Here is a 26454-nt window from a genome sequence, read left to right as displayed (position 1 = left end):
CATAAAGCTTCATAGTGAAGCTGTTTTACGTTGAAACACTCGGTTTTTGTAGTCGGGAAAACCGTATTTCTGACGACTCCCCGGAATCCATTAAGAGCCATTATTTTTTCGCTTATGTATGGTTTTTTAGAGTAAGAGGGTTTTTCTCTTTTTGGGTTTACCTTGTCAGATACGATTTCTGATGGTCAATCCCTGACATTTTCCATACTGAGCAGCCAATTCCAGATTTTCCAAATCGCTTTTTTTCAATGTATTGACCCAACTTATGACAGTATGGCTAGTGCCTGCTGCCAGTGCTTGCCGGGTAAGGGAGATGGATTCATTGGGCGTGCTGGGGTTAAGCACCTGAACATTTTCCTGTTTAATACCCGATGTGCGAATCCATTGTAATGTCTGGGCTGTATCTTTTTTTGAAAGAATTAATGTCAGCCAGCGCTCTTCTGGTGTGTTGGCAAGTCCTGAAAGCACAGGCGCAAGAAACTGGCCTGATTTTGTCAGGTGTGCTGAAAGGATTAACTCGCCAATGGCACTGGCGGCGGTTTCTTTTGTGTGACTTATGCTGTGCTGATTATAGAACATAAAAAACCCTGCAAGTAAGGAGGATAAATCAAAACCCTGCGGTCTTGTTACTGAAAGGTTGGCAGAGCCACAGGACATAAAGAGTCATTAATGCCGAATGACCCCAACGCTGAGTCCTTCAACAGCAAACTGGTCCTCTTTTAAATTGACAGTAATCGTTGTAAATTCGTCATTTTCTGGATATAAAAACACTGTGTTGCCTTTTTTATCAAAGCGTTTTACTGTTACTTCGTCGCCTATCCGAGCCACGATGATTTGCCCTTTTCTAACATCGCTGGTTTTATGAACGGCCAGTAAGTCACCGTCCAGAATACCAGCATCTTTCATACTCATACCCCGAACGCGTAACAAAAAGTCTGCTTTTGGAGAAAAGAATGTCGGTGTAATCTCCAGGTGTGTTTCTACATGTTCCTGAGCAAGAATGGGACTTCCGGCAGCAACCTGCCCAATAACAGGCAATCCGGGCAGTGTCTGCTCTGGTAGCCGTATTCCTCGTGAAGTGCCGGGCATCATCGTTATAGCGCCCTTACGTGCCAGGGCTCTGAGATGTTCTTCGGCAGCATTAGGAGACCTGAATCCCAGTGTTTTTGCGATTTCAGCGCGCGTGGGTGGAAAGCCGCTCTCTTCAATATGGGACTTGATGAGTGACAGAATTTCAGACTGGCGCTTGGTAAGCTTAATCATAATAACAATCTGTGTTTTTATACAGTAACTGTGATTATATACAGTGTTTGTTATGATGCAAGCGCCAGGAGCCTGTCGGACTTAAGACAATTTCGGCCTGAAATCCAGGAAGTGCGAGAAAGTGTCGGCCAGAATTTCCGATCAATTTGCTTAAACAGGTCAACTATTCGCACAAATTGATCGAAAATTCTGACTCGCCCTACTGAATTTTATGCTCGAAAGCATAAGTCCGACAGGCTCTTAGTCTCAGTTAACCTGGGCTTATCCACGGTATTTTCAACGTATTTTCAAGGTCACTCACTTTCCACAAAAACATCTGGCTTGACCGGGGAATTAATCGGTGAATGGGCTAATTCGCGGATGGATGCCAGTGAAAGTATCATTTCCTAAAAGGGCGCCAGGGCAAGGCACCTTTTGGCGATGATTTTCTATATGAGCGCCTATAGACGCGATTTATTCAGCTGCCTGAAGCGCTGAATAAGACCCGTGGTTGAGCTGTCCTGGTGGTGTGGCTGGTGATCGCCTGTTAACTGACTATACACGCGATTCCCCAGTACCTTGCCCAACTCCACTCCCCACTGATCAAAGGAATTGATTTGCCAGATAGTGCCTTGAACCAGCACTTTATGCTCATAAAGGGCAATTAAAGCCCCGGTGGTTTCCGGGGTGATTTTTTCAGTGACAATCATACTGTTGGGACGATTGCCGGGGACGCGTTTGTGGGCGGCCAGGGTATCGATTTGTTCAGCGCTCATCCCGGAGTCAGCCAATTCTTTTCGGATCTCTTCGATGGTTTTGCCCTGCATCATTGCCTGGCTTTGTGCTACGGCATTGGCAAACAACCAGCGATGCTGCTCACCCAAAGGATTATGGGTGGTGGCAGGGGCAATAAAGTCCACGGGAATGAGTTGGGTGCCCTGGTGTAACAGCTGATGATAGGCGTGTTGGTCATTGGTGCCTGTGCCACCCCAAATCACAGCACCGGTTCGGTAATCAACTTCCTCACCCTGGTGGTTGACGCGTTTGCCGTTGCTTTCCATATCGACCTGCTGGAGATGGCCGGGCAGATCGCGCAGGAAATAGTCATAGGAAATGACCGCGTGGGACTGGGCACCAAAGTAATTTTGATACCAAATGCCCAGCAGCCCCAAAATAACCGGCATATTTTCTGACAGAGGGGCTGTTTGAACGTGCTGGTCCATGGCCTGGGCGCCTTTTAGTAACCCTTCAAAGTTGTCGTAACCCACAACTAAGGCAATCATCAATCCAATACCGGACCACAGGGAGTAGCGACCTCCCACCCAGTCCCACAGAGGCAGGGTGTTGGCCTGGTTGATACCAAAGGTATCAGTGGCATTGAGGTTGGTGGAGATCGCGATAAAGTGCTTGCGAATATCAGCCTCAGAACACCCCCGGTGGAGCATCCACTGTCTGGCGGCCTGGGCGTTTTGCAATGTTTCCAGTGTGCTGAACGATTTTGAGGCGACAATAAACAAGGTGGTTTCAGGGTTTATCTTGCTGAAAACGTCTGAAATTTCGTTCGGATCGATGTTTGCCACATAATGATGGCTAAGACCCGCTTTATGATAGGGCGTCAGCGCATTAATGACGGTTTTCAGCCCAAGGTAAGAGCCACCAATGCCAATATTGACTATATGCTCAATGGGTTTACCCGTATGACCTCGCCACTGGCCAGAGCGCACTTCTTCTGTGAGTTTTTTTATCCGCCCACGGGTTTCACGAATCAGGGGCATAATGTCCTGCCCATCCACCCTTATGGGCTGACTATTAAATGAGCGAAGTGCCGTATGGAGGACAGCCCGTTGTTCCGTATAGTTGATTTTTTCACCACAAAACATGGCCTTGATGGCTTGTGGGAGTCTGGCTTCTTCGGCAAGGGCCACCAGGGAGTCCATGACCTTGTTATCAATGAGGTGTTTGGAATAATCCAGAAAAAGGCCGGCGGCTTCCAGTGTGTACTTGTCGAAGCGGGCAGGGTCATCAGCGAACAAGTCCTTGATAGGCGTTGTTGCCATTTTCTGCTGGAGGGAGACCAACTGTTCAGAAACTGAGTAGTGATTTAAAGGGATAGATGCAGGAATGAACAAGGTATTCACCACATGAAGAAATTTGGGAAAGGAAGGCTGTGACTTCAGGCAGGGATTGTAGAAGGAGACAACAAATATAGCAATTTGAAATGACGGTAAGTAAGGCTAGGAGCCTGACAGAGAATAGACTGCCCTACTGCGGTTGAGATAAATTGATCTAAAAATTCCTTTTTCTTCATCAAATAGCCCCGCTATTCTCCTCAGAAGCAAAAATTTTATCCTCAATTTCTCGCAATCCTCGCTAAGGGCGCTATTCTCGGACAGCCTCCTAGGCCTGAGAAGCTGCTCACTGGCGTAAGAAGCTAATCCAGGGGCAGAAAAAAAGCATAAGGAGATTGAAAAAATACTGAGACGTTGGGAAAAGGTAAGATAATGGCGAAGATGGAGCCTCCCATAAACAAGCGCTGGAGGCCGACTAAAAACCTGTTCCTGCCCGGGCTGGATATGCTCAGGCAGGTGTTGAAAAACGGTTGTGCAAAAAGATCAGATTGATTTTCAGAGGTTTCTCAACGTTTTGTCCCCCGCATAGGGGTAGACTATCGCTTTTTTTGGTGAGAGGGGCTTTTTTTCCTTACGGGGAATAAGTGCCTGATGACATCGTGATAATGACTGGCAAAGTGAACGTTGACCCCTTTCTTTATATAGCCGGGGAGTTCTTCAAAATCGCGCTGGCAGGCTTCAGGAATAATTAACTCGTTAATACCCTGACGTCTGGCGGCAATGACCTTTTCCCGAATGCCGCCCACGGCCAGTACCTTCCCAGTGAGGGTTAATTCACCGGTCATAGCAATGGGGCTGGGAATTCTCCCTGTAGCCATGGAAATGAGTGAGCTGGCCATGGTAATTCCAGCGCTGGGTCCGTCTTTGGGTGTTGCGCCTTCGGGAACATGCAAATGAATAAATGCTTTTTCAAAAAAGTCAGGGGCTATACCAAAACGTGTTGCCTGACTGGAGACGTAACTGAAGGCAATTTCAGCTGACTCTTTCATTACGTCGCCTAACTGTCCGGTAAATTTAAAACCTGCGCGTTGATGATGTACGACGCTGGACTCTATGGGTAAGGTTGCGCCGCCCATTGATGTCCATGCCAGGCCAGTCATAACGCCAGGACCTTGAAACAGCCTTTCTTTTTTGAAATAGGGGGAACCCAGGTAGTTTTCCAGATCCTTGATGGTGATAGAAAAGCTTTTGGCCTTTTTATTCACTAGCTTGACCACAACTTTACGGATAATTTTCTGTAGCAGTTTCTCCAGATGTCGAACGCCTGCTTCTCGTGCATAACCTTCAATGATCTTGCGTAAGGTGGCATCTGAGATTTTCAGTTGTGATTTTGATAAGCCGACTACTTTTAATTGCTTTGGCCAGAGGTGATTTTTGGCAATAGCCAGTTTTTCTTCTGTAATATACCCAGATAGTCGTATGACATCCATCCTGTCAAGGAGCGGGCCAGGGATACTATCCATTTGATTGGCAGTACAGATAAATAGAACTCTGGATAGGTCGATGCGCATGTCAAGATAATGATCCAGAAATTCCCCGTTTTGTTCAGGGTCCAGGACTTCCAGTAAAGCTGAAGCAGGATCACCATGGTATGAGGCACCGATTTTATCGATTTCGTCCAGCATAATGACAGGGTTGGAGACCTCAGCCTCTTTCAGCGCCTGAACCAGTTTACCGGGTAATGCACCAATATACGTACGTCGATGACCTTTAATTTCTGCTTCATCTCGCATACCGCCGAGACTGAAGCGGTAGAATTTTCGACCCAGGGTTTTTGCAACTGAGCGCCCAATGGAGGTTTTGCCCACGCCTGGAGGACCAATCAGCAACATAATGGAACCAGAGGCTTCCTGCTTGAAAGCGCCTACCGCTAAAAATTCAATAATGCGGTCTTTCACATCATCAAGGCCATCGTGCTCCTGATTGAGGATATCCCGGGCATTTTTTAAATCATGCAAGTCGTTTGAAAAATGGTTCCAGGGAACTGACGTTGCCCAGTCAAGATAATTACGGCAGATAGCAAACTCAGGTGAACCTGTTTCCAGGATGGACAGTTTTTTCAGTTCATCATCAATTTTCTTTTTAGCAGCCTTGGGAACATCAAGCTTTTTCATTCGTCCTTCAAAGAGTTCAATTTCGGCTGTGCGGTCATCTTTTGAAATTCCCAGCTCTTTCTGGATGACTTTTAATTGCTCTTTCAGGAAGAACTCGCGCTGGTGCTTGCTGATTTTCTGGTTAACCTCAGCATTGATTTTTGTCTGCAGACGGGCGACTTCCTGCTCTTTTCTGATGAGAATCAACACTTTTTCCATACGTCGCAGGACGGGCAGGGTTTCCAGGATATCCTGTAGCTCAGCACCAGGGGCTGTGGTAATGGCTGCCGCAAAGTCAGCTAATGGGGAAGGTTCTTTTGAGCTGAAACGATTAAGGTAATTTTTTAACTCTTCACTGTACAGTGGATTAAGCGGTATCAATTCTTTAATGGCCTGGATCAGAGCCAATGCATAGGCTTTAACACTATCACTGTCGTCGGTGTTGGTTTTAGGGTATTCCACTTGTGCTAAAAAAGGCGGAGTTTTACGCAACCACTGTTTGATACGAAATCGTTGAACACCCAAAGAGATAAATTGAATTTGGTCGTCGTCCAGTACAAAATTATGAACCTTGACGACACAACCTGTTTTCGGAAAATCATCAGGCGTGGCTTCTCCTGCGGGGATGCCCCCCAAATAACTGAGTCCCACTACTTTTTGTTTGCTCTGTCTGACACGCTGTAAGGTTTCTTCCCACAGGTTTTTACTGAATACCAGTGGCTGCACCTGTGAGGGAAAGAAAGGACGATTGGATACAGGGATAAGGTATAACTTGTCAGGCAAGTCGTTAACAGGTAGTGTCAATTCTTTGCCAGATTCTTCTGTTTTCTCATCGCCAGCAATAAACTCTGGCGGATTCTTTTTTGTCTTTGCCATAGTCGTCTACATTTACGCCGCTTTGGTAGGGTTGAGGGCTGTCTCTATACAGAACGTTGGTGCTGTGTATTACTAAGTATGGTCGATAGGGTAGCAATTGACATATTTGTTACTCTTTTATCAGGCGGGCGCACGATAAAACAACATGATCAGGATATACTTGATTTCTGGTTTGCCGGAGAAATGCCCGAGGCAAGGCAGTCGGCACGCGGTGGCAGAAAAACCCGGTGTTTGACCCGATCATACAACAGACATTTTCTGGTTTAACCTAAATTCCGCAGTTGAATTTTGTAAACTCCTTCTATTCCTTGTGACAGTTGGGCTTGCGCATTTTTATAACACCCCTTTTGGGTGAATGTGCAAAATGGTTATAAACCTACGCTCGTATGGACTTTAACAAAGGTGCTGATTTCAACTGATTAATTTAGGTTTAATGAATGGGAAAAGACGCCTTCTGGTGGGTTAGCGGCGGTCATCTGCCTAGAAGCCTCTCGGGCTTAAGCTTTCAAGCATGAAATTCAGTAGAGTGAGTCAGATGGATTTGTGCGAATAGTTGACCTGTTTAAGCAAGTTCATCGGAAAATATGGCCGCTCTTTCTGGATTTCAGGCCGAAATTGCCTTAAGTCCGACAGGCTCCTAGGAGCCTGTCCGAGAATAGACTGCCCTACTGCGGTTGCGATAAATTGGTCTAAAAATTCCTGCTTCTTCGTCAAATAGCCCCACTATTATCCTCAGAAGCAGAAATTTTTATCCTCAATTTCTCGTAATCCTCGCTACGGGCGCTATTCTCGGTCAGGCTCCTAGCAAGGGGTACTGATAGCAAAATTTTCTTCTGACTAAGTCTTCCTGGTACTGGTAGTAGTGGAAGGTAGGAGTTCATCATGGGTATTAAGTTGATATTACCAGTCAGAAAGTTCATCGTGAAAAAGTCGTTTGTTTTTTTTACTGGCGTCTTGAGCTTATCCGTTATGAGCAACGCTTATAGCAGAAATTCCTTTATTTTCATTAAAGATACCATTTCCAGGGGGCAACCACATTACTCAAAAAAAGGCTATACACTTCAAGCCAGTGGTCATGGTGTGTGCATGTTAGGCGTATATGGTCCCCCTAAATGCATAGTCACCAAGGGTGACGACTTTTGTTTTGTCCGCCTCCATTATGATTCTGCATTGGGGTGTTCATTGACGGAAAGCACCCAGGACTTTCACGTGCGAAACAATGATACTGGAAAAATTGAGGGCATGTTTTCATGGACAAAGCCTACAGCGGCAAATCCGAAAATAGACATGTTAAAAAATCCTGACAACTTTATGATAGATATAACGGGTCACCAGGTTGAACCCAATGTTTTGAATATCAAGTGCAGCAAAAAAATAAGGGGCAATGTCGAGTGAGTCGAATGAGTCGAGTGAGTCGAATGAAATGTTGGTTTGGGCTGGGGTAGTGATACCAGTCGACTCTCCTGAATGCGCTATACGCCACCAATGAACGCCAACTCCGCGTTCTTCAGGTTTGGCTCTTCAGGCTTGACTATCGGTGGTCGTACTTTGTTGTAGAACGACAGTACAAGCCGCCCAGTGACAGTCCTTGCCTTGATGTTCAGTTAACAGAATTTTTAACGACTTTGGGTATTCAGTGATCACTGAATCATCGGATACCCCCAGGAATGATGGCGGATAAAGAATTAAGTTTGGTACCATTTCTCCACCAAAATAGGTTCTGCGATGACCTGTCAGATAGGATCTGGCACCAAAAATATCGGCTTCATGACAGCCATACTTATTATCAGTGCCTTTATAGCGTAAGCTCACAGGTAGTTTTTCGTTATTTGCAATCGCTCTTCCTGCTTTTTCTCGTAATGAGCAATTCATTCCGGTATAGAGCGTAATAGTGGTAGCATCAGGCACTTTAATATTTCCACCCTTGGCATGAATCAGGCCATGCCCTTCAAATACGACGCGCTGCCTGCCATTTGGCAGGTACGGGTGAGTCCTTCTCGGGCTGATACGCTTTAAGGGGCCAACCAAATTAAGTGATTCAGCGGTGGTTCGTTTTTGGTGAAAAATTACGTCATTAGTTGATGCCGGTGTACTGGGTATCATCGAGCACCTCCTGTAAGCTACTGAAACGTAATAGTTTTTTGATCTGATATTGGTGATAAAGTCCCCTGTTTCAGACCCAGGGTCTTTTGCGCCCTTGCTGTGGTTGGCAGCCGCATTAAACCTGGCGGGTTAGCCTGACATTGGTGATTTTTTTCTTTTTAGTCTGCGTGAATCTACTGTCGTGGGCTGCGCAATCAACTCAAGAATCTTGTTAATGGGGAATACTGCATAGTGCAAAATACAAAACAAGGCTGAAAAAGCTCGGCAATCCTGATAAAGCTATTGTTAATACTGTATTGTGCCTGTCGGTGACATATGGCTGCTCGTGCTTATTGAGATGTATCGTTATCCGGTTGAAGAAGCCCACGTTAACTGGTGGAACAAGAAGCGTCTGGTGGAGCTGAGAGGTCGCTATTGAAAGCAGAAAGACTGAATGCGGTCCTTCCGCCTGACTTTTAATACCTCAATTCAGAGCAACACCCGGCTCCTCCTTTTAATCAATTAATCAGCTGACAGTCGCAGGGATTTTAATTTTACGCGTCTGGGCAGGGCTGATCATGGGTAGTACCATAGTGGCAACGCCTTGTGCCTGGAAAGCCAGGGCATCGTCCAATGTATCAAAGATTTTCCACTGGTAGTGGCTTTCACCGCCGTGACGGCGGTATTCGATATACAGGAAATAGCAGGTTGAGGTACCTTTGGCCCTGTGGTCGATCTGCCCCATAGCCAGCCAGGTGTATAGCGGGCAATGGTAGTTTTTGTGATGTATCCAATGAGTGTACATGCACATCGACTTCCACTGGGGGTGTAATGCTGGGTCAGCAGCATAGCCGCAGGGGATGTCGAGGGAAATCTGTGCAGTATTCATGGAAAGTCACGCTTACACGGGGTTAATAGAAGCCCCATTAAAGCAGTCTTCTATGTTCACCACAACAACTAATACCAATGGTTTTTCTATCTACCATGGTCTGAGCAATGTGCCATTGTTGCCAACTTGAACAAGCGTCAAGGTGATTTTTCAGCACTGCGCAAAAAGTCAATTGCCTGAGGTAAAGGACTTTCAGACTATTGATTGAAATCAGCTCATTCACCCTTTCATTTACCCTTAAGGTTAACGCTTGTCTGAGAAGCTGTTCATGGTTTTTAATGAACAGCGTCTACGAACTGTCCCCTGAAGAGGTTAGCGTCTTAACGCTCCAGGTATTTGAGCTTGCCTTTTACCCCATCCCACTGATCCGCATCAGGGGGAGAGTCTTTCATTTCTGTGATGTTGTCCCAGACTTCGGCCAGTTCAGCATTGAGCTCAATGAACTGTTGCTGATCGTCAGGGAGCTCATCTTCTGAGAAAATGGCCTGAACCGGGCACTCAGGCTCGCACAGCGCACAGTCAATACATTCATCAGGGTGAATGACCAGAAAATTCGGTCCTTCATAAAAACAGTCCACTGGACAGACTTCAACACAATCTGTGTGCTTACATTTAATACAGTTTTCACCGACTACGAAAGCCATGGCGCGATTTACTCCATGTCAAGCATGATCAAATGGATCAGATTCTACCAGCTTACCAATGGCTTACCAACTGTGCCTTACACCAGCGCTTTAAGTTCGTATAACCGCTCTAGAGCCTGGCGGGGCGTGAGATCATCGGGCAGTAGCTGCTCCAACTGTTCAACGGCAGGGTGCGGGGCAGGCGCGGTAAATAAATCCGTCTGATAGTGCTGTGTGACAGAAGGCAGTGCTGCTTCGGGTTTGTCCGCGCTGGTCGCGTCACTGCTTTCCAAAGCGGCGAGCTTTTGCTGCGCCTGGTGAATCACATGTTTTGGCACACCGGCTAATTGTGCCACCTGTAAGCCGTAGCTCTGGCTAGCAGGGCCTTCCTGAACAGCATGAAGAAAAACAATGCGTTCATTGTGTTCGGTGGCATTGAGGTGCACATTGGCGACACCGTTACTGTGATCCGGCAGTTGCGTTAATTCAACATAGTGTGTTGCGAACAGGGTAAAAGCCTTGAGGGTGTCCGCCAGGTAATGGGCGCTGGCCCAGGCGAGGGAGAGTCCATCGAAGGTGCTGGTGCCTCGTCCAACCTCGTCCATCAAGACCAGGCTTTGCGCGGTGGCATTGTTCAGGATATTGGCCGTTTCGGTCATTTCCACCATAAAGGTAGACCGGCCACCGGCAAGGTCATCGGAAGAGCCTATTCGGGTGAAAATACGATCCACCAGTCCAATTTTGGCATGGGTGGCAGGCACAAAACTCCCGATATGAGCCATTAATACAATCAATGCGGTTTGGCGCATATAGGTGGATTTACCGCCCATATTGGGGCCGGTTATCACCAGCATGCGGCGATTGGCGTGTAAATCGGTGTTATTGGCAACAAACGGGTCGGTAAGCACTTTTTCAACCACAGGGTGTCGACCTTCTTCGATATAAATGCCAGGTGACGATACCAGCTCAGGCTGACAAAAGTTCAAGGATTCTGCCCGCTCAGCCAGGTTGGTCAGTACGTCTAATTCCGCAAGGTGCAGGGCACAGCTCTGGAGGGGGGCTAATTGCTCAACGAGAGCATCCAATAAGTGATCGTAGAGGGACTTTTCCCGCGCCAGGGATCGGCTCTTACTGGACAGGGCCTTGTCCTCAAACGCTTTGAGTTCGGGGGTAATAAAGCGTTCCGTGTTTTTAAGCGTTTGTCGTCGTATATAGTCCACGGGCGCGTCATCAGACTCACGACGGCTCAGTTCAATGTAATACCCGTGGACACGGTTAAAGCCGACTTTCAACGTCGATAGCCCGGTACGCTCACGTTCGCGCTGTTCCAGTTGAACAAGATAGTCACCGGCATTTTGGCTGAGGGAACGTAACTCATCAAGTTCGGCATCATACCCTTCAGCTATCACGCCACCATCACGGATAACCACAGGCGGGTTGTCAACAATAGCGCGTGTGAGCAGTGTTGCCAGCGTTGGGTGTTCACTGATGCTTTGTGCTAATTGTTGTATTTGTCCATTGTCGATAGCGCCAAGGAGCTGCTGGAGTTCGGGTAACAGCAGCAATGCGTCACGCAGTCGGGCCAGGTCGCGGGGACGGGCCGATTTCAAGGCTACCCGTGCCAGGATTCGCTCTATATCACCAATGCCTTTCAAAACGCTGAACAAACCGTCGAAATGAAAATCGGCTTTAATGGCAGCCACCGACTGCTGACGAGCAGTTAAGGCTGGCAGATGACGAAGAGGTTGGTTAAGCCAGCGCCCGAGCAATCGACTACCCATGGCAGTGGCGGTATTATCGAGCACATCAGCCAGTGTATTCTCCCGCTGACCGTTGAGGTTGACCGTCAGCTCCAGATTTTTCCGGGTGGCGGCATCCATAATAACCCCGTCATCCCGGTTTTGTTGATGCAGAGCGCGAATATGGGGCAGTGCCGTGCGCTGGGTTTCTTTGGCATATTGAATCAAACAGCCAGCGGCTTCAATGGCTGTAGTGAGATGGGCGCAACCAAACCCGTTAAGGTCTTTGGTGTTGAATTGCTGGGTGAGTTGGCTGATGGCGGTGGCTTCATCAAAATCCCAGGGGGGACGTTTACTGACACCTGATCGTTGGGTGATACTCTCTGGCCAGTTGTGGTCATCATTGCATAACAGCTCTGCCGGGTTGATTCGTTCAATTTCTGACAGCAGCGCTTCGACGCCTTTAACCTCAATGACCGAAAACTGACCACTGTTAATATCCAGTATGGCCAGGCCGTAGGTGTTTTTTCGGCAAGTCAGCGCCATCAAAAAGTTATCCTGGCGCTCATCGAGCAGTGCTTCATCGCTCACGGTGCCTGGCGTTAAAATACGCGTGACCTTGCGCTCGACTGGCCCTTTTGTCGTTGCCGGGTCGCCCACCTGTTCACAAATGGCTACGGAGACGCCTGAACGAACCAGCCTGGCTAAATACCCTTCGACGCTGTGGTAAGGTATGCCAGCCATAGGGATAGGCTCACCGGCGGACTTGCCCCTGGCGGTCAGGGTAATATCCAGCAGGCGTGCGGCCTTTTTGGCATCGTCATAAAAGAGTTCATAAAAATCCCCCATACGATAGAACACCATGTGTTCGCGATGCTGCTGTTTTATGCGCAGATACTGTTGCATCATGGGTGTGTGTGAGGAGGTGACAACTGAATCCATAGAAAACTTATCGGTGTTGTGCCATTGAGAAAACACCCGGTCTCAGGTGCGGAATTTTTGATAGTACCATTATCAAGGCCAGTTAAGTAATAGGTTGAATGACAGCAAAGTCAAGTGGGACAGCTTGTCTGTCAGAAAGGGTCAACAATGAACGAGCAGTGGATGGACACCAACCCAGGAGCCTGTCGGACTTAAGACAATTTCGGCCTGAAATCCAGGAAGCGCGAGAAAGCGCGAGAAAGCGCGGCAAGAATTTCCGATCAATTTGCTTAAACAGGTCAACTATTCGCACAAATTGATCGAAAATTCTGACTGGCCCTACTGAATTTTATGCTCGAAAGCATAAGTCCGACAGGCGCCTAGAGCCACCGTTTTTGTTTGAAAAAAGCAAAGGTTCCCACGGCACTGAGCAGCATCAGAAATAAGGCCATTGGATAGCCCCATTGCGTTTGTAACTCTGGCATGTAGTTAAAGTTCATCCCATAAATACTGGCAATTAGCGTAGGGGGCAGGAAAATCACCGCCGCCACGGAAAAAATCTTGATAATGGTGTTCTGTTCAAGATTAATAAAACCCATGGTGGCTTCCATCAGAAAGTTGATTTTCTCAAACAAAAATGCGGTATGGGGCGTTAATGAGTCAATATCACGCAGCATATCCCGAATTTCTTCGTGCTGGGCGTCACTGAGCAGGCGGGAACAGGTGCGTAGCAGGTAACGCAGGGAGCGTTGGGTATCAAGGAGGTTCAGCCGGACTTTGCCATTGAGATCTTCCTGCAAGGTGATATTGCGTAACAGGTCATCAGCATCTGTTGTGTTTTCAGAAAGGGCGGTCTGGCTGGCGGCTTCGAGTTCTTCATAAACCTCTTCCAGTGTATCGGCTAAATATTCCACTTTGGCACTGAACAGGTTCATGATAATGTCCAGGGGCTTGTCGGCCTTCACATGCTGACTTTTCAGGTAGTTGCGCATTAGTCGAAAGAGCGCTGTGGGTTCATCCTGCAAGGTGATCAGCTTGTCTTCACGTAATTCAAAAGCAATATTGACGTTACGCAGCTCATGCCCGCAACGGTGGGGAAATAATGAGCGGATATGGATGCCTTCATCTGATTCGAAAAATCGGGAGGATACCTCAATTTCGTGAAGCTCTTCTTCATCAGGCAGGCAACCGGGATAATAGCGTGTCAGCCATTGATGCTCATCAGCGCTGGGTTCTGCCACATCCAGCCATATTGTTCCGCCCGATGGGCTGAATGAAGTATCAACTCTATCCACGGAAAACTGGCTGTTGTGCACGCTGTAGGCATTGATCATAGAGCCTGTCCTAACAAGAAGTTCAGAATCAGCGCGCGAGTATAAAGGGCTTTCAATGAGAATGCGACCGCTAAATAGCTCTACTGCACCTAAGTCCCGGAGCCACTGACAGCCAATTGAGCCAGCGTGTCAGAAAGGAAATTTCTTCCCTCCCCCCGGCGGTAACATAGCGCCGAGACCACCGGCACCGGGCATTTGGCCTTTCATCCCGCCAAGGCCACGCATCAGCTTGGACATACCGCCTTTTTTAGTGACTTTTTTCATCATTTTGCTCATTTGCTTATGCTGCTTGATGAGTCGGTTGATGTCCTGAATCTGTGTGCCGGAACCTGCGGCGATCCGTTTTTTGCGCGACCCGTTCATAATATCGGGATTGGTTCGCTCTTTCGGGGTCATGGAGTTAATAATGGCTTCCATTTGGATAAACATTTTATTGTCCACCTGACCAGGCGCTTGCTGGCCCATACCGGCCATGCCGGGGAGTTTATCCATGACGCCGGTGATGCCGCCCATTTTTTTCATCTGCAGGAGCTGGTCGCGAAAATCCTCCAGATCAAAGCCCCGCCCTTTCTTCAGCTTGGAGGCCAGGCGATCGGCTTTTTTCCTATCGAGCTTCATTTCTGCTTCTTCGATAAGGGAAAGCACATCGCCCATGCCTAAAATACGGGAGGCAATCCGGTCAGGGTGGAAAGGTTCCAGGGCATCTGTTTTTTCACCCACACCCATAAACTTGATTGGCTTGCCGGTGATATGGCGAACGGAAAGGGCTGCCCCCCCCCGGGCATCACCATCGGCTTTGGTAAGGATGACACCCGTCAGAGGCAATGCTTCATTAAAGGCTTTTGCGGTATTCGCGGCATCCTGGCCGGTCATGGCATCCACCACGAATAACGTTTCGATGGGAGTGATCGCGCTGTGTAGCGCCTTGATTTCATCCATCATCCCTTCATCAATATGAAGGCGGCCGGCCGTATCAACAATCAAGACATCGGCATGCTTGACTTTTGCCGCCTGGATGGCTGCATTGGCGATGTCTACAGGTTTTTGGTCGGTGCTGGAAGGGAAGAAGCGCAGTTTGGTTTCGCTGGCAAGGGTCTCCAGCTGCTTGATAGCCGCCGGACGGTAAACGTCAGCACTGGCGACCATGACGGACTTCTTGTGGCGCTCTTTCAGGAATTTGCCCAGTTTGGCCACAGAGGTGGTTTTACCTGCCCCTTGCAAACCGGCCATTAAAATAACAGCAGGTGGTTGTGTTGCCAGGTTCAGGGTGTCGTTAGCGGCACCCATCACGTTAATCAGTTCGTTCTGGACAATTTTGACAAATGCCTGTCCGGGGCTCAGGCTCGACTGGACTTCCTGACCCACAGCCCGTTCTTTGATCCGGTTAACAAACTCCCGCACCACAGGCAGGGATACGTCTGCTTCGAGTAATGCCATGCGCACTTCACGCAGGGTATCTTTAATATTATCTTCAGTTAGTTTTGCTTTGCCTGTCACGCTTCTCAGCGTATGGGACAAGCGTTCAGTTAAATTCTCAAACATTCTTTTCGCCCAGTGAACCGTAGATTCTGCACAGTTTCACAGCATTATATAGGATTTATACAGGCTTTGCCGCCCGACGGTCAGACTATCATGCCTGTTTCTCAGAGGTGGGTACATGGAAGAATTTTTGTTATTGCCGCTGAACGCCCGGTGAAACTAAAATCACGTATCTTCTGAGGCTTTTTGGTACTGGACATTGCTATCAATGCAGTCTTAGAAGTATGGTCGGGTTTTAAGTCGTGTTAATCACCGTTATTGCCTTCTCAGGGTGCCAGCTTGAGAAAACTTTCCATAGTAGTGTTGCACTGAAGTGGAGTTTGCTTATGTCTGATAAATGGTCTGGTATTATTCTTATAGTCATTTCTGATTACGATTCAATAATAGCATCGACGATTAGATTTAACGTATTAAAATATAATATTAAAGGTGCTTTTTACCTTGAGACGTTGACAGAAAATTCCAGGAATAAACTTGATGAGAATCACCTCAACCCCTTAACAACGGGGTGCTTAAAACTATTTAACGACGCTCATTTGAAAATATTATTAGTAGGACATGGAGTAGGTGAGTTTGAGCATAATCCCAATCGATTAATTGTAAGCCTTCACGAAGCAGGGTTACGTCAGTGTGGACTCATTTCTTTTAAGGGGTGTTGCCTTGGTTGTGACGACTTTTTGGACAGGTTTACCCGCAGTTGTTATGAGCTGGATCTAATAAAAGTTGGATTCCTTTCAGGGTATGTTGGTAGTTCTATATCCCCATTAATGTATTCACCGTGTTCCCATGAGAGTGTTGGTGCGTTTCAACTGTTTCTTAACACGATATTTTGTTGTAGCTGTTGTTTTCCAATCCAGCTGCCTGACTTCATGAGGGTCAAGGTTGTACGAGGCAATCACAACATTGTCCCTTTGTGTGGGCCGACCAGTCGTTTCCCGGCGCAGCAGGAAAAAAGCTTAGAACCCCCTGTTACCGACGAAGCGGTTCAAGGCATACTTCCCCCCTCGGTTGGTTCTCAACGTTGATGTGATGCATGCCAGTGGTTGATTATTTCAGGTGATTGATGACCCTACGGCCATTAGATAGCTCAATTTGCCAGTTGGCTTTAGCCGGTGGAACTTTAATCAAAGCAACATTACCCAAAGAGTGCTTGGCACTGAGGGGGGTTTCATAACGGGCAATAAACTCCAGTCGTTCACGGTTAGCGTTGTAGATATTGACCATAAATTCGATGGTTTTTTCACTTAAGGGCACTTGGTAATAGCGGATCAGGTTCTGGGCGAGTTTTTCTGCTGAAGCTGCCAGGTCTTTTTCAACGGCATTCGCCATGGCTTCGCCCAGGGCGGCTTTGGTTTTCGCGCTCATTCCGGGTTCCAGGGAGGCAAGGCTGGACGCGTTGGCGCCTTCGATAGCGCGTTGGATCTGAGGGTCGTGCAGGGCAATGTAAGGATCAAGAATGGAGGCTATTTCAATGGCGACTTCCCGTGCCCGGGTTTCAGTCACGTCTTTTTCCGAGATGGGAAGAGGCTCATCGAGGCGGATACTGTTTTTTCTCAAGCGAGACTCTTCCAGAAAGGTATTGAGTCGACGAGCGACAGCGACTTTTTCGGTGTCATCAAGCTCAATGATTTGCTCTGAAACGGTCAGGCTGCGTTTCAGGCTTTCTTTTTGGGATTCCTGTACTTCATTGGCCTTGGTCTGCCAGTGTTTCAGTGCCCGTTTGAACCGCTGGCTGTCCCGCCCCTGCTTCAGATAGGCTTTATGGCATTCATTATAGAGCCCAAGGGCTTTACTCAGTTGTTGGGTCTTTATATTCAGCGCCATCAGGTGTTTGTCTTTACGGACAGCCAGCTTACGGGCTTCACGAACCTGATGGCTGAGGGTGTCCATAGCCTTAACCGTAGCGGTAAGCAACGTATGCAAGCTAATGCCTTGTCCTGAAACAATTTGGGTATTGATACCTGTGCTGTTGAGGTAGTTCGTTAATGCTTTCAGGCGAGAGTAGACCCGTGCCCGGCTGATGCGGTAGTCATTACGCTCTTCTTCGAGTTTATCGAGGGCTTTGGCTAAATCCCACTGGCCGGTATACTCTATTTTGAGGTAGGCAATTTTGCGGCCACAGATCAGCTCAAAACATAGGGTCAGCATTTCCTCTACATCGTGCAGGGTCATCAATGCTTCATTATCTTGCTCAATGGCCGTGAGAATCCGCTCAATGAACAAGATACCCCGCTTTTGTCCGTGATGTGGGGTCAAAACAATGCCACTCATGCGTTGCTGCATGGCTTCTGCGATTCTGGGATGGTGTTCTTTCAGAACCTGGCACGCAGACGTTACATCCTCACGGGCGTCTTCGATGATATCTCTCATACGATTATACAGACCTGCCCGTCTGAAAATTTCAATGCGTTCCGCCTGCTTGGCCAGCGTCGGGTTGCCCGTTAAATCCTCAATGGCGGTGGCGACCCATTCAGGGCCGAGATCCAGTTTTCGTAGCAAGATGCCGGCAGAGTGAATACGACGGGAGTCTTCCGACAGGTTTCGCTGGGCCAGGTCGCGGATGATATAAATCAGCTCGGGGATACGGTCAATGGTATCAAGCAGGCTGTCACGGTCTTTTTCCATCCGGCGGCCATGGGTCATAGTGTAAATGAACTTCGAGGCCAGACCCAGAATAATTACGATGATAGAGTAGCCAAGAAAATACAGTGTTTTTTCTATTGGCATGCCAGTGCCGTAGCCCATATACCAGCCACCGGCCGCAGCAATCAGTGAAACCGGGCCGGCTGTCCATGCGTACTGTACAATAGTGATGCGCCAGGGTTCCTGGTGGGGGGCTCGGGCAACTTTTTCCAGCCAGCGCAGGCCGCGTTCTTCCAGTTTAAGGTCGTTAATTGCTTGTTTTTTTTTCCGCAAGCGCAACCGGCGGGTCATGTATTTCAGTTCCTGAATCGATAAAGTTAGCCTACTGTCTTATAGCAGAGAACCATGATGGGGTGATTACAGTAGGTGAAAAAGGTGAATTTTATGGGTATTTTAGGGGGGGGCTTTAGTGTGCGGCTACTTGGTAAATATACAGATTTCAGATACTGGTTGAATGACCCGTTTGCCAATCCTGCCCGAAGCAGTACTTCTGATACAAAAAGGAGGTGATTAAATTTCATAAGAAAGAGCGGCGCTTATTCTAAACCTGCAAATCATAAAGGAACACTGCCAGATTTTACCCCCCCCTGATTTCATCTGATGATTGATACGAGTTATTCCTTTGCAGAAAATAGCAGAAAATAAACGTCAGGCAGCTAGGAGCCTGTCCGAGAATAGACTGCCCTACTGCGGTTGCGATAAATGGGTCTAAAAATTCCTGCTTCTTCGTCAAATAGCCCCACTATTATCCTCAGAAGCAGAAATTTTTATCCTCAATTTCTCGTAATCCTCGCTACGGGCGCTATTCTCGGTCAGGCTCCTCGCAGTCACAGGATCGAAATGCTGGCGTAAACCCATTTATAAAAGACGAATGTTACGTAGACGATTTTTAAATTCCTCTTTTTGCTCTTCAGTCAAAGTGTCTTTGTCTTTTATTTTAAATCGCATGGAAAATAGTTTAGCTGTAATGAATTGCAATGTTACGATATCTTGATCAAGCTCTTCTTCAGTTAAATCGAAACTTTTTGTAAAACAATCTTTGATTTCATCAACAAACTCCATAGGAAGATTTTGCCAATCCCTTGAAGCAATCACATCCAAGGCAGATAATGCATGGAGAAATTCGAAATAAGGAGAGCCTGTAAAGCTGATTCGCAGGGGGTTGCCCGTTTCATCTACGGCGGTGCACTCCGTCATAGCATCCAGATCAATTAAATAAATACGCTTCTTCCGCGCGTCCACAAGCATATTACCAATGTGGGCATCGCCAAGGTGTAAACAAGTTATGGGGGGGCTTTCCCCTTCACCAGCGTTTTTACTGGCACCAGTTTTGAGATTTAGAACTTTATTCCTGATGATAGCTGCTTCATTGGCATCTAGCAGTTCCTTTTCTTGTGCCGTTGTTAAAAATTTTTCTATAATAGTAGTTTCTTTCTTGAAATCAGGCGCTTTAGCTATTACTTCAGCGTCTGTGGCAGATTCACTCAAGTTTTGTATTACCCTAAAGGTTTGACCCATTTTAGCGACAACATCAAGAACCTCTTTTTGGGATGAGGTGCTTTGCTGATTGATATAATCAATGCCATTGGGCGCGTTGATATATTCCCACAGTAGTAAGAAACGTTGTTTTTGATCCTCAGATTCATCGTTACACTGAAGGATTAGCGGTTCTGTTTTCACCAACGTTGGCGAAAGCAATTGCCAGCTATCACCAAAATCAAGACCGTGGCCCAGTAAGTTTCTGATAATTTTATCCGCATCTTTACTATCTAAAAAACGTTGCTGGTTGTCGGTAATCTTGGCGACAAACTTTTCACCCGAGCTTTTGTCTTTAACAAGGACAACAGTATCTTTATTAGCCCCACTGAAGTGCTTTTCGACCTCCCAGTTTCGGGCCGCTAATGTTTCACGGATTTTTTGATCGTCAGCTGTTTCCCAAAGATGATGGCGACGGGCATATTCCATGACCTTGGCAGGCAATAATGCTTTCACGTCGTCAGTCATATAGACTTTCCGCACCAGGGTGGAGTTCAGTTTCGGATTAAAAGTGCCTTCAGGCGAGGGAATAAAACTGACGGTACCGGGGAAATGATTGGGAATATCCGGGGCGGGTTGGCTGGTTTGGTTGTGAATCAACCAGCTATTGGGCTTGAATTTTTTTTTACACCCGTCAGGCTCGGTAATGGAGGGTAAGGCGCTGTCCCCTATCTCGTTATAGAGTTCCAGTAAGTCGCCGCCCGATAAGCCAATAATCGTCGCTTTTTTATCTTTCAGTATTTTCAGTACCTCGGAATCATTCTCCTTTGCAATAATCACCCGGCGCTCATCCTCAAAAGCAAGGTTTAGCATATTGAATCGATGATTGAAGTCAGACCGGTTGGGTTTATGGCTGTTGGTATTGTTGGCGATGATAACTATTTTTGCTTCAGGCTTTTCTTTCAGGGCTGCTTGCGCTGTCGCTATACGATTATTGTGCACCGGATCGAAGGAGCCAAACCACACCAGGACAGTGGCTTCCGGGTCAATTTTTTCTTTCAAGGTCTGGGTCAGTGCCGGTGATGATAACAAGGTTAAAGCAGATAAAAGGGTGCTGAGTAGTCTTGGATAAGTCATAGTAACCTCAGGTTTAGATAAAATACCCGGATTATCTCCAGTCTGTTGTTCGATACACTGACACCAGGGTCAGCCGCTTTCTTTCACTCGTTTTCACTCGTCCAGCTCTGGGCTAACATACGCAAGAGTACTATGCCTTCTGGTCTTCTGGTCTTCTGGTCTTCTGGTCGGCGTTTTCCAGAATATTGCCTGAAGATAGCCCTCAATGGACTCAAAAACCCCTCGCTGCGTTAACTCATTGGTCAACGGGGGCTCATGCAATATAGTCGGTAACTTCAGTGAGTGGAAAAAAACTGTCGACTTTGTTGAGTGTCGGGTGTTTTGCTCCTTGTGCCATATCTGCTATAAATTCTGACAGTACTGGTGTTCGGCGGCGGCTTATGACACACTCGGGTGCTTGTCTGCGGGGTTTGGGAAGGGTATAGCAGAGTCAATGAATGTCATGCTGGTCAGTGTTGGTGCATTGGTGTGTTATTTGACAGGCCTGTTGGGGCAGTTCGCGTGTATTCGTGGCAAGCTGCCCGCTCGCCGGGCGCAGGTGTTAGGTTTTACTGCATCAGGTGCGATTTTTCATACGGTGGCGCTCTTCTGCGCTATTCATACACAACAGGGTATTAATCTGGGCGTGATGAACATTGCTTCATTAACGACGCTGATGGTCACCCTGGTAGTATTGCTAAGTAGCCTCAGAAAGCCAGCAGAGAGTTTGTTATTGTTTATTTTGCCGTTCACGATGCTGGCTTTCGTGTTTGCCTGGTTATCGCCTGTCCACTCTGTTATCTGGCGCCCTCCCCCAGCGATGGTGGTGCATGTTCTGATCTCGGTGCTGGCTTATGGGTTGCTGATGGTGGCGGCCTTTCAGTCGTTATTGTTGTCTTATCAGGAATATCAGCTAAGAAACCATCGTCAAAAACGTACTTTACAGGCTCTGCCCTCATTGCAGACGATGGAGCGGCTCATGTTTGAGTTTCTGCTGGTGGGGGTGATATTTCTGACACTGTCGTTGCTAAGTGGCTTTCTTTTTTTTGAAGACATGTTTGGCCAGCAGTTGGTTCATAAAATGGTGTTTTCCCTGGTCGCCTGGTGTGTATTTACAGGATTGTTACTGGGACACAGACTGTGGGGCTGGCGAGGGCTGACTGCTATGCGCTGGATTTTAGCTGGATTTTTATTATTAATATTATCGTATTTTGGCTGGCGTTTGGCCGTTAATATACTCGCTGTAAAATAAAACTGGGGAGCACTTTGAGTCAGGTACCTGTTAGCGCTTTGATGGGCGTGTTGTGTTTACTGTTACTGTTGTCGGCATTTTTTTCCAGTGCTGAGACTGGCATGATGGCCATTAATCGGTACCGGCTTCGTCACCTGGCTCGCAAAGGCCATCGTGCGGCCAAGCGGACAGCCAAGCTTTTGGAGCGCCCGGATCGGCTGATCGGGGTGATTCTGGTTGGCAATAATTTTGTCAACATTCTGGCATCATCGCTGACAACAATGGTTGCTTTGCAGTTATGGGGCGATAATGGTTACGCCATTGCCATCGGAACGATTACCTTAACAATACTGGTGTTGATCTTTGGTGAAGTCACCCCTAAAACAATGGCCGCCCTGTACCCTGAACGGATTGCTTTTCCAGCTTCTATTGTCCTTGTCCCTCTGTTGAAATTATGTTATCCGCTGGTGGTGGTATTGAACTGGGTCTGCGGCCTGATTATGCAGCCTTTTGGTATCAAGCTGGGGGATACAGGCAGTGACCAGCTTAATGCGGATGAATTAAGAACGCTGGTGAATGAGTCCGGTCGCAGACTGCCTCAGAAGCGCCGTAGTATGTTGCTTGGGATTCTCGATCTCGAAAAGGTCAGTGTTGACGATATCATGGTGCCGCGCAATGAAATCGTAGGTCTTGATATTGATGAAGATATTAATGTGATTCTCGATCAGCTGAGGGAGTGCCAGCATACCCGCCTGCCCGTTTATAAGGGTGATATCAATAATATCGTGGGAATGCTGCATATGCGAAAAGTGGCACGTTTGCTGTCCCTTGAGGAAATCAATAAAGCCATTTTATTACAGGAAACCATTGAACCGTATTACATCCCTGAAAGCACTCCTCTGCACACCCAACTATTTAATTTTCAGGGTGTAAAAGAACGTGTGGCACTGGTTGTAGACGAGTACGGAGATATTCAGGGGCTTTTGACCCTGGAAGATATTCTAGAGGAAATCGTTGGTGATTTTACCACTGATGTCTCCGACTCCAGCCAGGATATTACCCCACAGGAAGACGGCAGTTATATTATTGATGGTGCTGCATCTGTTCGTGATGTTAATCGTGCCCTCGGCTGGAATCTGCCTGTAGACGAAGCGCGAACAATCAGTGGGTTGATTACCGAGGAAATGCAGTTCATTCCTGAATTCAGCGTCTGTCTTATGGTAGGTGAGTATCGATTTGAAATATTGCAGGTGAAAGATAACCGGATACGGACGGTTAAAGTCGTTTTGGCGCCCTAGGAGGCTGTCCGAGAATAGACTGTCCTACTGCGGTTGCGATAAATTGGTCTAAAAATTCCTGCTTCTTCATCAAATAACCCCGCTATTCTCCTCAGAAGCAGAAATTTTTATCCTCAATTTCTCTAATTCTCGTTAAGGGCGCTATTCTCGGACAGGCTCCTAGTGCTGATTACCTGTAAGCTCTGTTGATTTGTTTCCCTGTTCTGGATGACGCTTTATCGGGTAAAGCCTATGGGACATAAGTGTGCCTGATAGTGGTATTGGGATATCAGGTCTGTTTCACTGCTTCAAACGGTGGTGGGGAAAATGGAATGTTTGCATCGAGTGTCACATTTAAAAAATCGACAATCATTATGGCTGTAAGCCCCCATATGGTGTATTCACCGTATTGATACGAGGGCATGGCAAAAGGGCGGTTGGAGCCTTTGCGCCGGGCGATTGATAAATTTTTTTGATCCAGTAAAAAGGGTAGGGGGACTGTAAAAATACGATCGAGTTCGTCAGCATTGGGGGTCAGATCAATATATTCTGGAACCAACCCCACAAAGGGGGTGACAGCAATGCCAAAGAGCGACACCACTGTACTGATCTCGCCAACCAGGGTGACAGAGGAAGGACAAAGGCCAATTTCTTCAAACGACTCCCGTAGTGCTGTTTTTTCAAGGGAGCTGTCATCAGCGTCTCGTTTACCACCGGGAAAGGCGACTTCGCCACTGTGTGTGGAAAGTCGGGGTGAACGGCGTGTCAGGATAATCGCGGGTTCTTTTGTCTGTATCACAGGAATCAGCACCGCGGCTTGGGGTAATGTGGATTGAATGGTTCGAGGTTGATGATTCGATAATCGCGTTTTAATCAGATCCAGCATCCTGTTACACCGTCTGTCATGATGTTTTAATCATATCCGATTCGTGTACTGACTTAACAGCAATTTACTTGCCATTGTCCATTGTAGTGATTAATGACGGGGTTGGCATACATGGCAATAAACCAGGGCTTGTGCGCGTCATTAATACGGTGGTAGCGTTGCTGAAATTTTTCTTGATGGCGTTTCAGTTCAGCATCAGGAAACAGTGTATGCAACGCTGGCACCTTGATATGGGGATGCTCTGTTTTGATAATGTCCCAGGCTAAAAAATTTGATGGGTGCAGTCGGTAGTTAGTGAGTATTTGCCGGTCGATTGCATCAGCCACTTCACTGGCATGGTCAAAACCGCGTGTCAAGGGCGTGCCAAAGGCAACATGAACATGCCCCTTATAGCCTTCTATCCCTTTGGCAATGCTGCGCATATCTTCATCTTTTTGTTTTTCGTAATGACCATGTGTCGCCTTATGGTATAGCTCGGCTGCTTTATCAGCATCGCAGGGGTCATATTCAAAAGAGATGGCTATGGGGACGATATTTAATGAACGAATACTGTCAGAAAACGTGGTGGTTTTGCTTTTTTTACTCATGTGCATCATCTTGATGATGGCAGTATCTGTTTTATCGTTACCGTCTTTGGCGCGCCCTTCACTTTGCGCAATCCATACAGAATGGCCGGTATCAATGGAATGATGAATATAGGCAGACAGGGTGTGATAAGCATGAAGTTTCTCACGACGGCCCTGAACAGAGCGTTTTACAATAAAGCTTTTGTTCAGACGCATCAGATCACTGACAAAGGGGAGGCCAAGCAGGTTGTCACCAATGGCAAGGCGTGGCGTATCAAAGCCATTGAAATAAAGTTCGTAATTGATAAACGCGGGATCTAAGACAATATCGCGGTGGTTTGATAAAAAAAGATAGGAAGTGCCTGTTTTCAGGTTTTCCAGACCGGAAAAGGTCACCTTGGAGGTTGTTTTGGTGATAAGTTTTGAAAGGAATGGTTCAATGGCACGCTGAAAGCCTTTGACATCATTGATACCCCTGAGCTTGTAGCCCATAACGACACTGGTCAGCCGTTGCATCAGTTGCCCGAAATGCTTGGTCAGCGTCGGATAGTTGTATCTGGCAAGTGTATTCAGGAAGTGGCCATCAAGTAGTATTTTTTCCAGTACCGGGCGTACTTCACTGTCGGCGTAGGGTCTTATTTCTTCAAATTCTTGCATCAGGTATGAATCATCAGTTGCGGGCAATGTCAAAAAGGTAAATCAGTGCTACTGTCGCTGCAAAGTCCAATAATATACCGCTAGGAGCCTGTCCGAGAATAGACTACCCTACTGCGGTTGCGATAAATTGGTCTAAAAATTCCTGCTTCTTCGTCAAATAGCCCCACTATTATCCTCAGAAGCAGAAATTTTTATCCTCAATTTCTCGTAATCCTCGCTAAGGGCGCTATTCTCGGTCAGCCTCCTAGGAGCCTGTCGGACTTATGCTTTCGAGCATAAAATTCAGTAGGGCGAGTCAGAATTTTCGATCAATTTGTGCGAATAGTTGACCTGTTTAAGCAAATTGATCGGAAATTCTGGCCGCACTTTCTCGCACTTTCTCGCACTTTCTGGATTTCAGGCCGAAATTGTCTTAAGTCCGACAGGCTCCTATACAGTGTCATTATGTATAAGAATTTGTAGGGCTTTGTAAAACACTTGGGCGTATAATAGCGGCTTTTTGTGGAAAACAGGAATATTTCGCTGATGAGCATCAAAAGACTCGTGTTAGCCAGCGCGCTTATAATGGCAAACCCTGTTCTGGCGAGTAGTCCGGCTGGAACACCTGCCGATATAGAACAGGCTGTTGCGTCAGTGAAGGCATCAAAAGACAATGTCCAGGGGGCTGTTTCAGCACTGGAAGCTTATGCCAAACAGGGAAATGGTGATGCGCTGTTATGGTTAGGGCGCATTTATAGGGATGGCCTTGGCGGAACCCCGAAAGATCCAAAACGGGCTTTTTCTTGTTTTGAAAGGGCGGCGGGTAATGAAGGAAAAAATAATGCTGCCAAATACGAGTTGGCCAGGGCTTATTATTATGGTGAAGGGACGGACAAAAATCTGATTGGCGCCTATATCTGGGCAACATTAAGCTTGCGGACGCCTTCAGGGGAGAGAAAAGAAGCGCAAACACTGGTAAGTGAATTGACAGGGATGCTTTCAGAAGAACAGCTTAACTCAGCGAAAATCATTGCCGAACAGATTCATGATTTGTATTTGGACTAGGAGCCTGACCGAGAATAGCGCCCGTAGCGAGGATTACGAGAAATTGAGGATAAAAATTTCTGCTTCTGAGGATAATAGTGGGGCTATTTGA

The 26454-nt window shown here is 47.2% G+C and carries 20 protein-coding genes; 6 read left to right on the top strand and 14 right to left on the bottom strand.

From position 1 onward, the window contains the following. Positions 1 to 165 precede the first annotated feature (165 nt). From V4C51_RS11075 to lon, 4 genes are all read right to left on the bottom strand, one after another. On the bottom strand, positions 166 to 579 hold the full coding sequence (locus V4C51_RS11075) for a hypothetical protein (protein ID WP_330926225.1): 414 nt from the start codon (positions 577 to 579) through the stop codon (positions 166 to 168). An 87-nt stretch (positions 580 to 666) separates the two neighbouring features. Continuing rightward, positions 667 to 1263, bottom strand: a complete 597-nt coding sequence (gene lexA, locus V4C51_RS11070; protein WP_330926224.1) for a transcriptional repressor LexA — start codon at positions 1261 to 1263, stop codon at positions 667 to 669. A gap of 440 nt (positions 1264 to 1703) precedes the next feature. Further along, on the bottom strand, positions 1704 to 3371 hold the full coding sequence (pgi, locus tag V4C51_RS11065; RefSeq protein ID WP_330926223.1) for a glucose-6-phosphate isomerase: 1668 nt from the start codon (positions 3369 to 3371) through the stop codon (positions 1704 to 1706). Between the two features lie 536 nt (positions 3372 to 3907). Next, entirely contained in the window at positions 3908 to 6340 is a 2433-nt protein-coding gene (lon, locus tag V4C51_RS11060) for an endopeptidase La (RefSeq protein ID WP_330926222.1), read from the bottom strand. 882 nt (positions 6341 to 7222) lie between these two features. On the opposite strand from lon, the gene V4C51_RS11055 reads away from it, so the two are divergent. Continuing rightward, positions 7223 to 7735, top strand: a complete 513-nt coding sequence (locus tag V4C51_RS11055) for a hypothetical protein (RefSeq protein WP_330926221.1) — start codon at positions 7223 to 7225, stop codon at positions 7733 to 7735. Positions 7736 to 7861: 126 nt separating this feature from the next. On the opposite strand, the gene V4C51_RS11050 is transcribed toward V4C51_RS11055, so the two are convergent. Both V4C51_RS11050 and V4C51_RS11045 read right to left on the bottom strand, forming a co-directional pair. Next, on the bottom strand, positions 7862 to 8443 hold the full coding sequence (locus V4C51_RS11050; RefSeq protein WP_330926220.1) for a putative adhesin: 582 nt from the start codon (positions 8441 to 8443) through the stop codon (positions 7862 to 7864). Between the two features lie 505 nt (positions 8444 to 8948). Continuing rightward, entirely contained in the window at positions 8949 to 9311 is a 363-nt protein-coding gene (locus tag V4C51_RS11045; protein ID WP_330926219.1) for a hypothetical protein, read from the bottom strand. Here V4C51_RS11045 and V4C51_RS11040 point away from each other — a divergent pair. Continuing rightward, positions 9310 to 9441: a hypothetical protein gene (locus V4C51_RS11040; RefSeq protein WP_330926218.1), complete on the top strand. Its 132-nt coding sequence runs from the start codon at positions 9310 to 9312 to the stop codon at positions 9439 to 9441. The genes V4C51_RS11045 and V4C51_RS11040 overlap by 2 nt on opposite strands. 190 nt (positions 9442 to 9631) lie before the next feature. Here the strand turns inward: V4C51_RS11040 and fdxA are convergent, their stop codons facing one another. The 4 genes from fdxA to ffh form a co-directional block, all read right to left on the bottom strand. Then, entirely contained in the window at positions 9632 to 9955 is a 324-nt protein-coding gene (gene fdxA / locus V4C51_RS11035; RefSeq protein WP_330926217.1) for a ferredoxin FdxA, read from the bottom strand. Positions 9956 to 10032: 77 nt separating this feature from the next. Further along, entirely contained in the window at positions 10033 to 12615 is a 2583-nt protein-coding gene (gene mutS / locus V4C51_RS11030) for a DNA mismatch repair protein MutS (protein ID WP_330926216.1), read from the bottom strand. 359 nt (positions 12616 to 12974) lie between these two features. Then, the gene (gene corA, locus V4C51_RS11025) at positions 12975 to 13928 is read right to left on the bottom strand and encodes a magnesium/cobalt transporter CorA (RefSeq protein ID WP_330926215.1); all 954 of its coding nucleotides are present in this window, start codon (positions 13926 to 13928) and stop codon (positions 12975 to 12977) included. A gap of 129 nt (positions 13929 to 14057) precedes the next feature. After that, positions 14058 to 15470: a signal recognition particle protein gene (gene ffh / locus V4C51_RS11020; RefSeq protein WP_330926214.1), complete on the bottom strand. Its 1413-nt coding sequence runs from the start codon at positions 15468 to 15470 to the stop codon at positions 14058 to 14060. Positions 15471 to 15793: 323 nt separating this feature from the next. Between ffh and V4C51_RS11015 the strand changes: the two genes are divergently transcribed. Further along, entirely contained in the window at positions 15794 to 16492 is a 699-nt protein-coding gene (locus V4C51_RS11015; RefSeq protein WP_330926213.1) for a hypothetical protein, read from the top strand. A gap of 22 nt (positions 16493 to 16514) precedes the next feature. Here the strand turns inward: V4C51_RS11015 and V4C51_RS11010 are convergent, their stop codons facing one another. Together V4C51_RS11010 and V4C51_RS11005 are read right to left on the bottom strand one after the other, a co-directional pair. Beyond that, a complete protein-coding gene (locus V4C51_RS11010; protein ID WP_330926212.1) occupies positions 16515 to 18401 on the bottom strand; it encodes a hypothetical protein in 1887 nt (628 codons plus the stop codon). A gap of 567 nt (positions 18402 to 18968) precedes the next feature. After that, complete coding sequence (locus tag V4C51_RS11005; protein WP_330926211.1) at positions 18969 to 20723, bottom strand: hypothetical protein; 1755 nt, start codon at positions 20721 to 20723, stop codon at positions 18969 to 18971. Between the two features lie 433 nt (positions 20724 to 21156). On the opposite strand from V4C51_RS11005, the gene V4C51_RS11000 reads away from it, so the two are divergent. Together V4C51_RS11000 and V4C51_RS10995 are read left to right on the top strand one after the other, a co-directional pair. Then, positions 21157 to 21954 carry a cytochrome C assembly family protein gene (locus tag V4C51_RS11000; protein ID WP_330926210.1) on the top strand — a complete coding sequence of 266 codons (798 nt, stop codon included), beginning with the start codon at positions 21157 to 21159 and terminating at the stop codon, positions 21952 to 21954. Positions 21955 to 21968: 14 nt separating this feature from the next. Continuing rightward, positions 21969 to 23231, top strand: coding sequence for an HlyC/CorC family transporter (locus tag V4C51_RS10995; RefSeq protein WP_330926209.1), 1263 nt, complete (start codon positions 21969 to 21971; stop codon positions 23229 to 23231). Positions 23232 to 23499: 268 nt separating this feature from the next. Here the strand turns inward: V4C51_RS10995 and V4C51_RS10990 are convergent, their stop codons facing one another. Continuing rightward, on the bottom strand, positions 23500 to 24096 hold the full coding sequence (locus V4C51_RS10990; RefSeq protein ID WP_330926208.1) for a CoA pyrophosphatase: 597 nt from the start codon (positions 24094 to 24096) through the stop codon (positions 23500 to 23502). Positions 24097 to 24149: 53 nt separating this feature from the next. Continuing rightward, a complete protein-coding gene (locus V4C51_RS10985; protein WP_330926207.1) occupies positions 24150 to 25319 on the bottom strand; it encodes a 1-acyl-sn-glycerol-3-phosphate acyltransferase in 1170 nt (389 codons plus the stop codon). 525 nt (positions 25320 to 25844) lie between these two features. Between V4C51_RS10985 and V4C51_RS10980 the strand changes: the two genes are divergently transcribed. Then, complete coding sequence (locus tag V4C51_RS10980) at positions 25845 to 26363, top strand: tetratricopeptide repeat protein (RefSeq protein WP_330926206.1); 519 nt, start codon at positions 25845 to 25847, stop codon at positions 26361 to 26363. The last annotated feature ends 91 nt before the right edge of the window (positions 26364 to 26454 follow it).

Origin of the sequence: Candidatus Sororendozoicomonas aggregata (genome assembly GCF_031528575.1) — a bacterium.
Lineage (GTDB): Bacteria > Pseudomonadota > Gammaproteobacteria > Pseudomonadales > Endozoicomonadaceae > Endonucleibacter > Endonucleibacter aggregata.
Note: the sequence above shows the minus strand (reverse complement) of the source record. Positions and strands in the feature narration are given on the sequence as shown.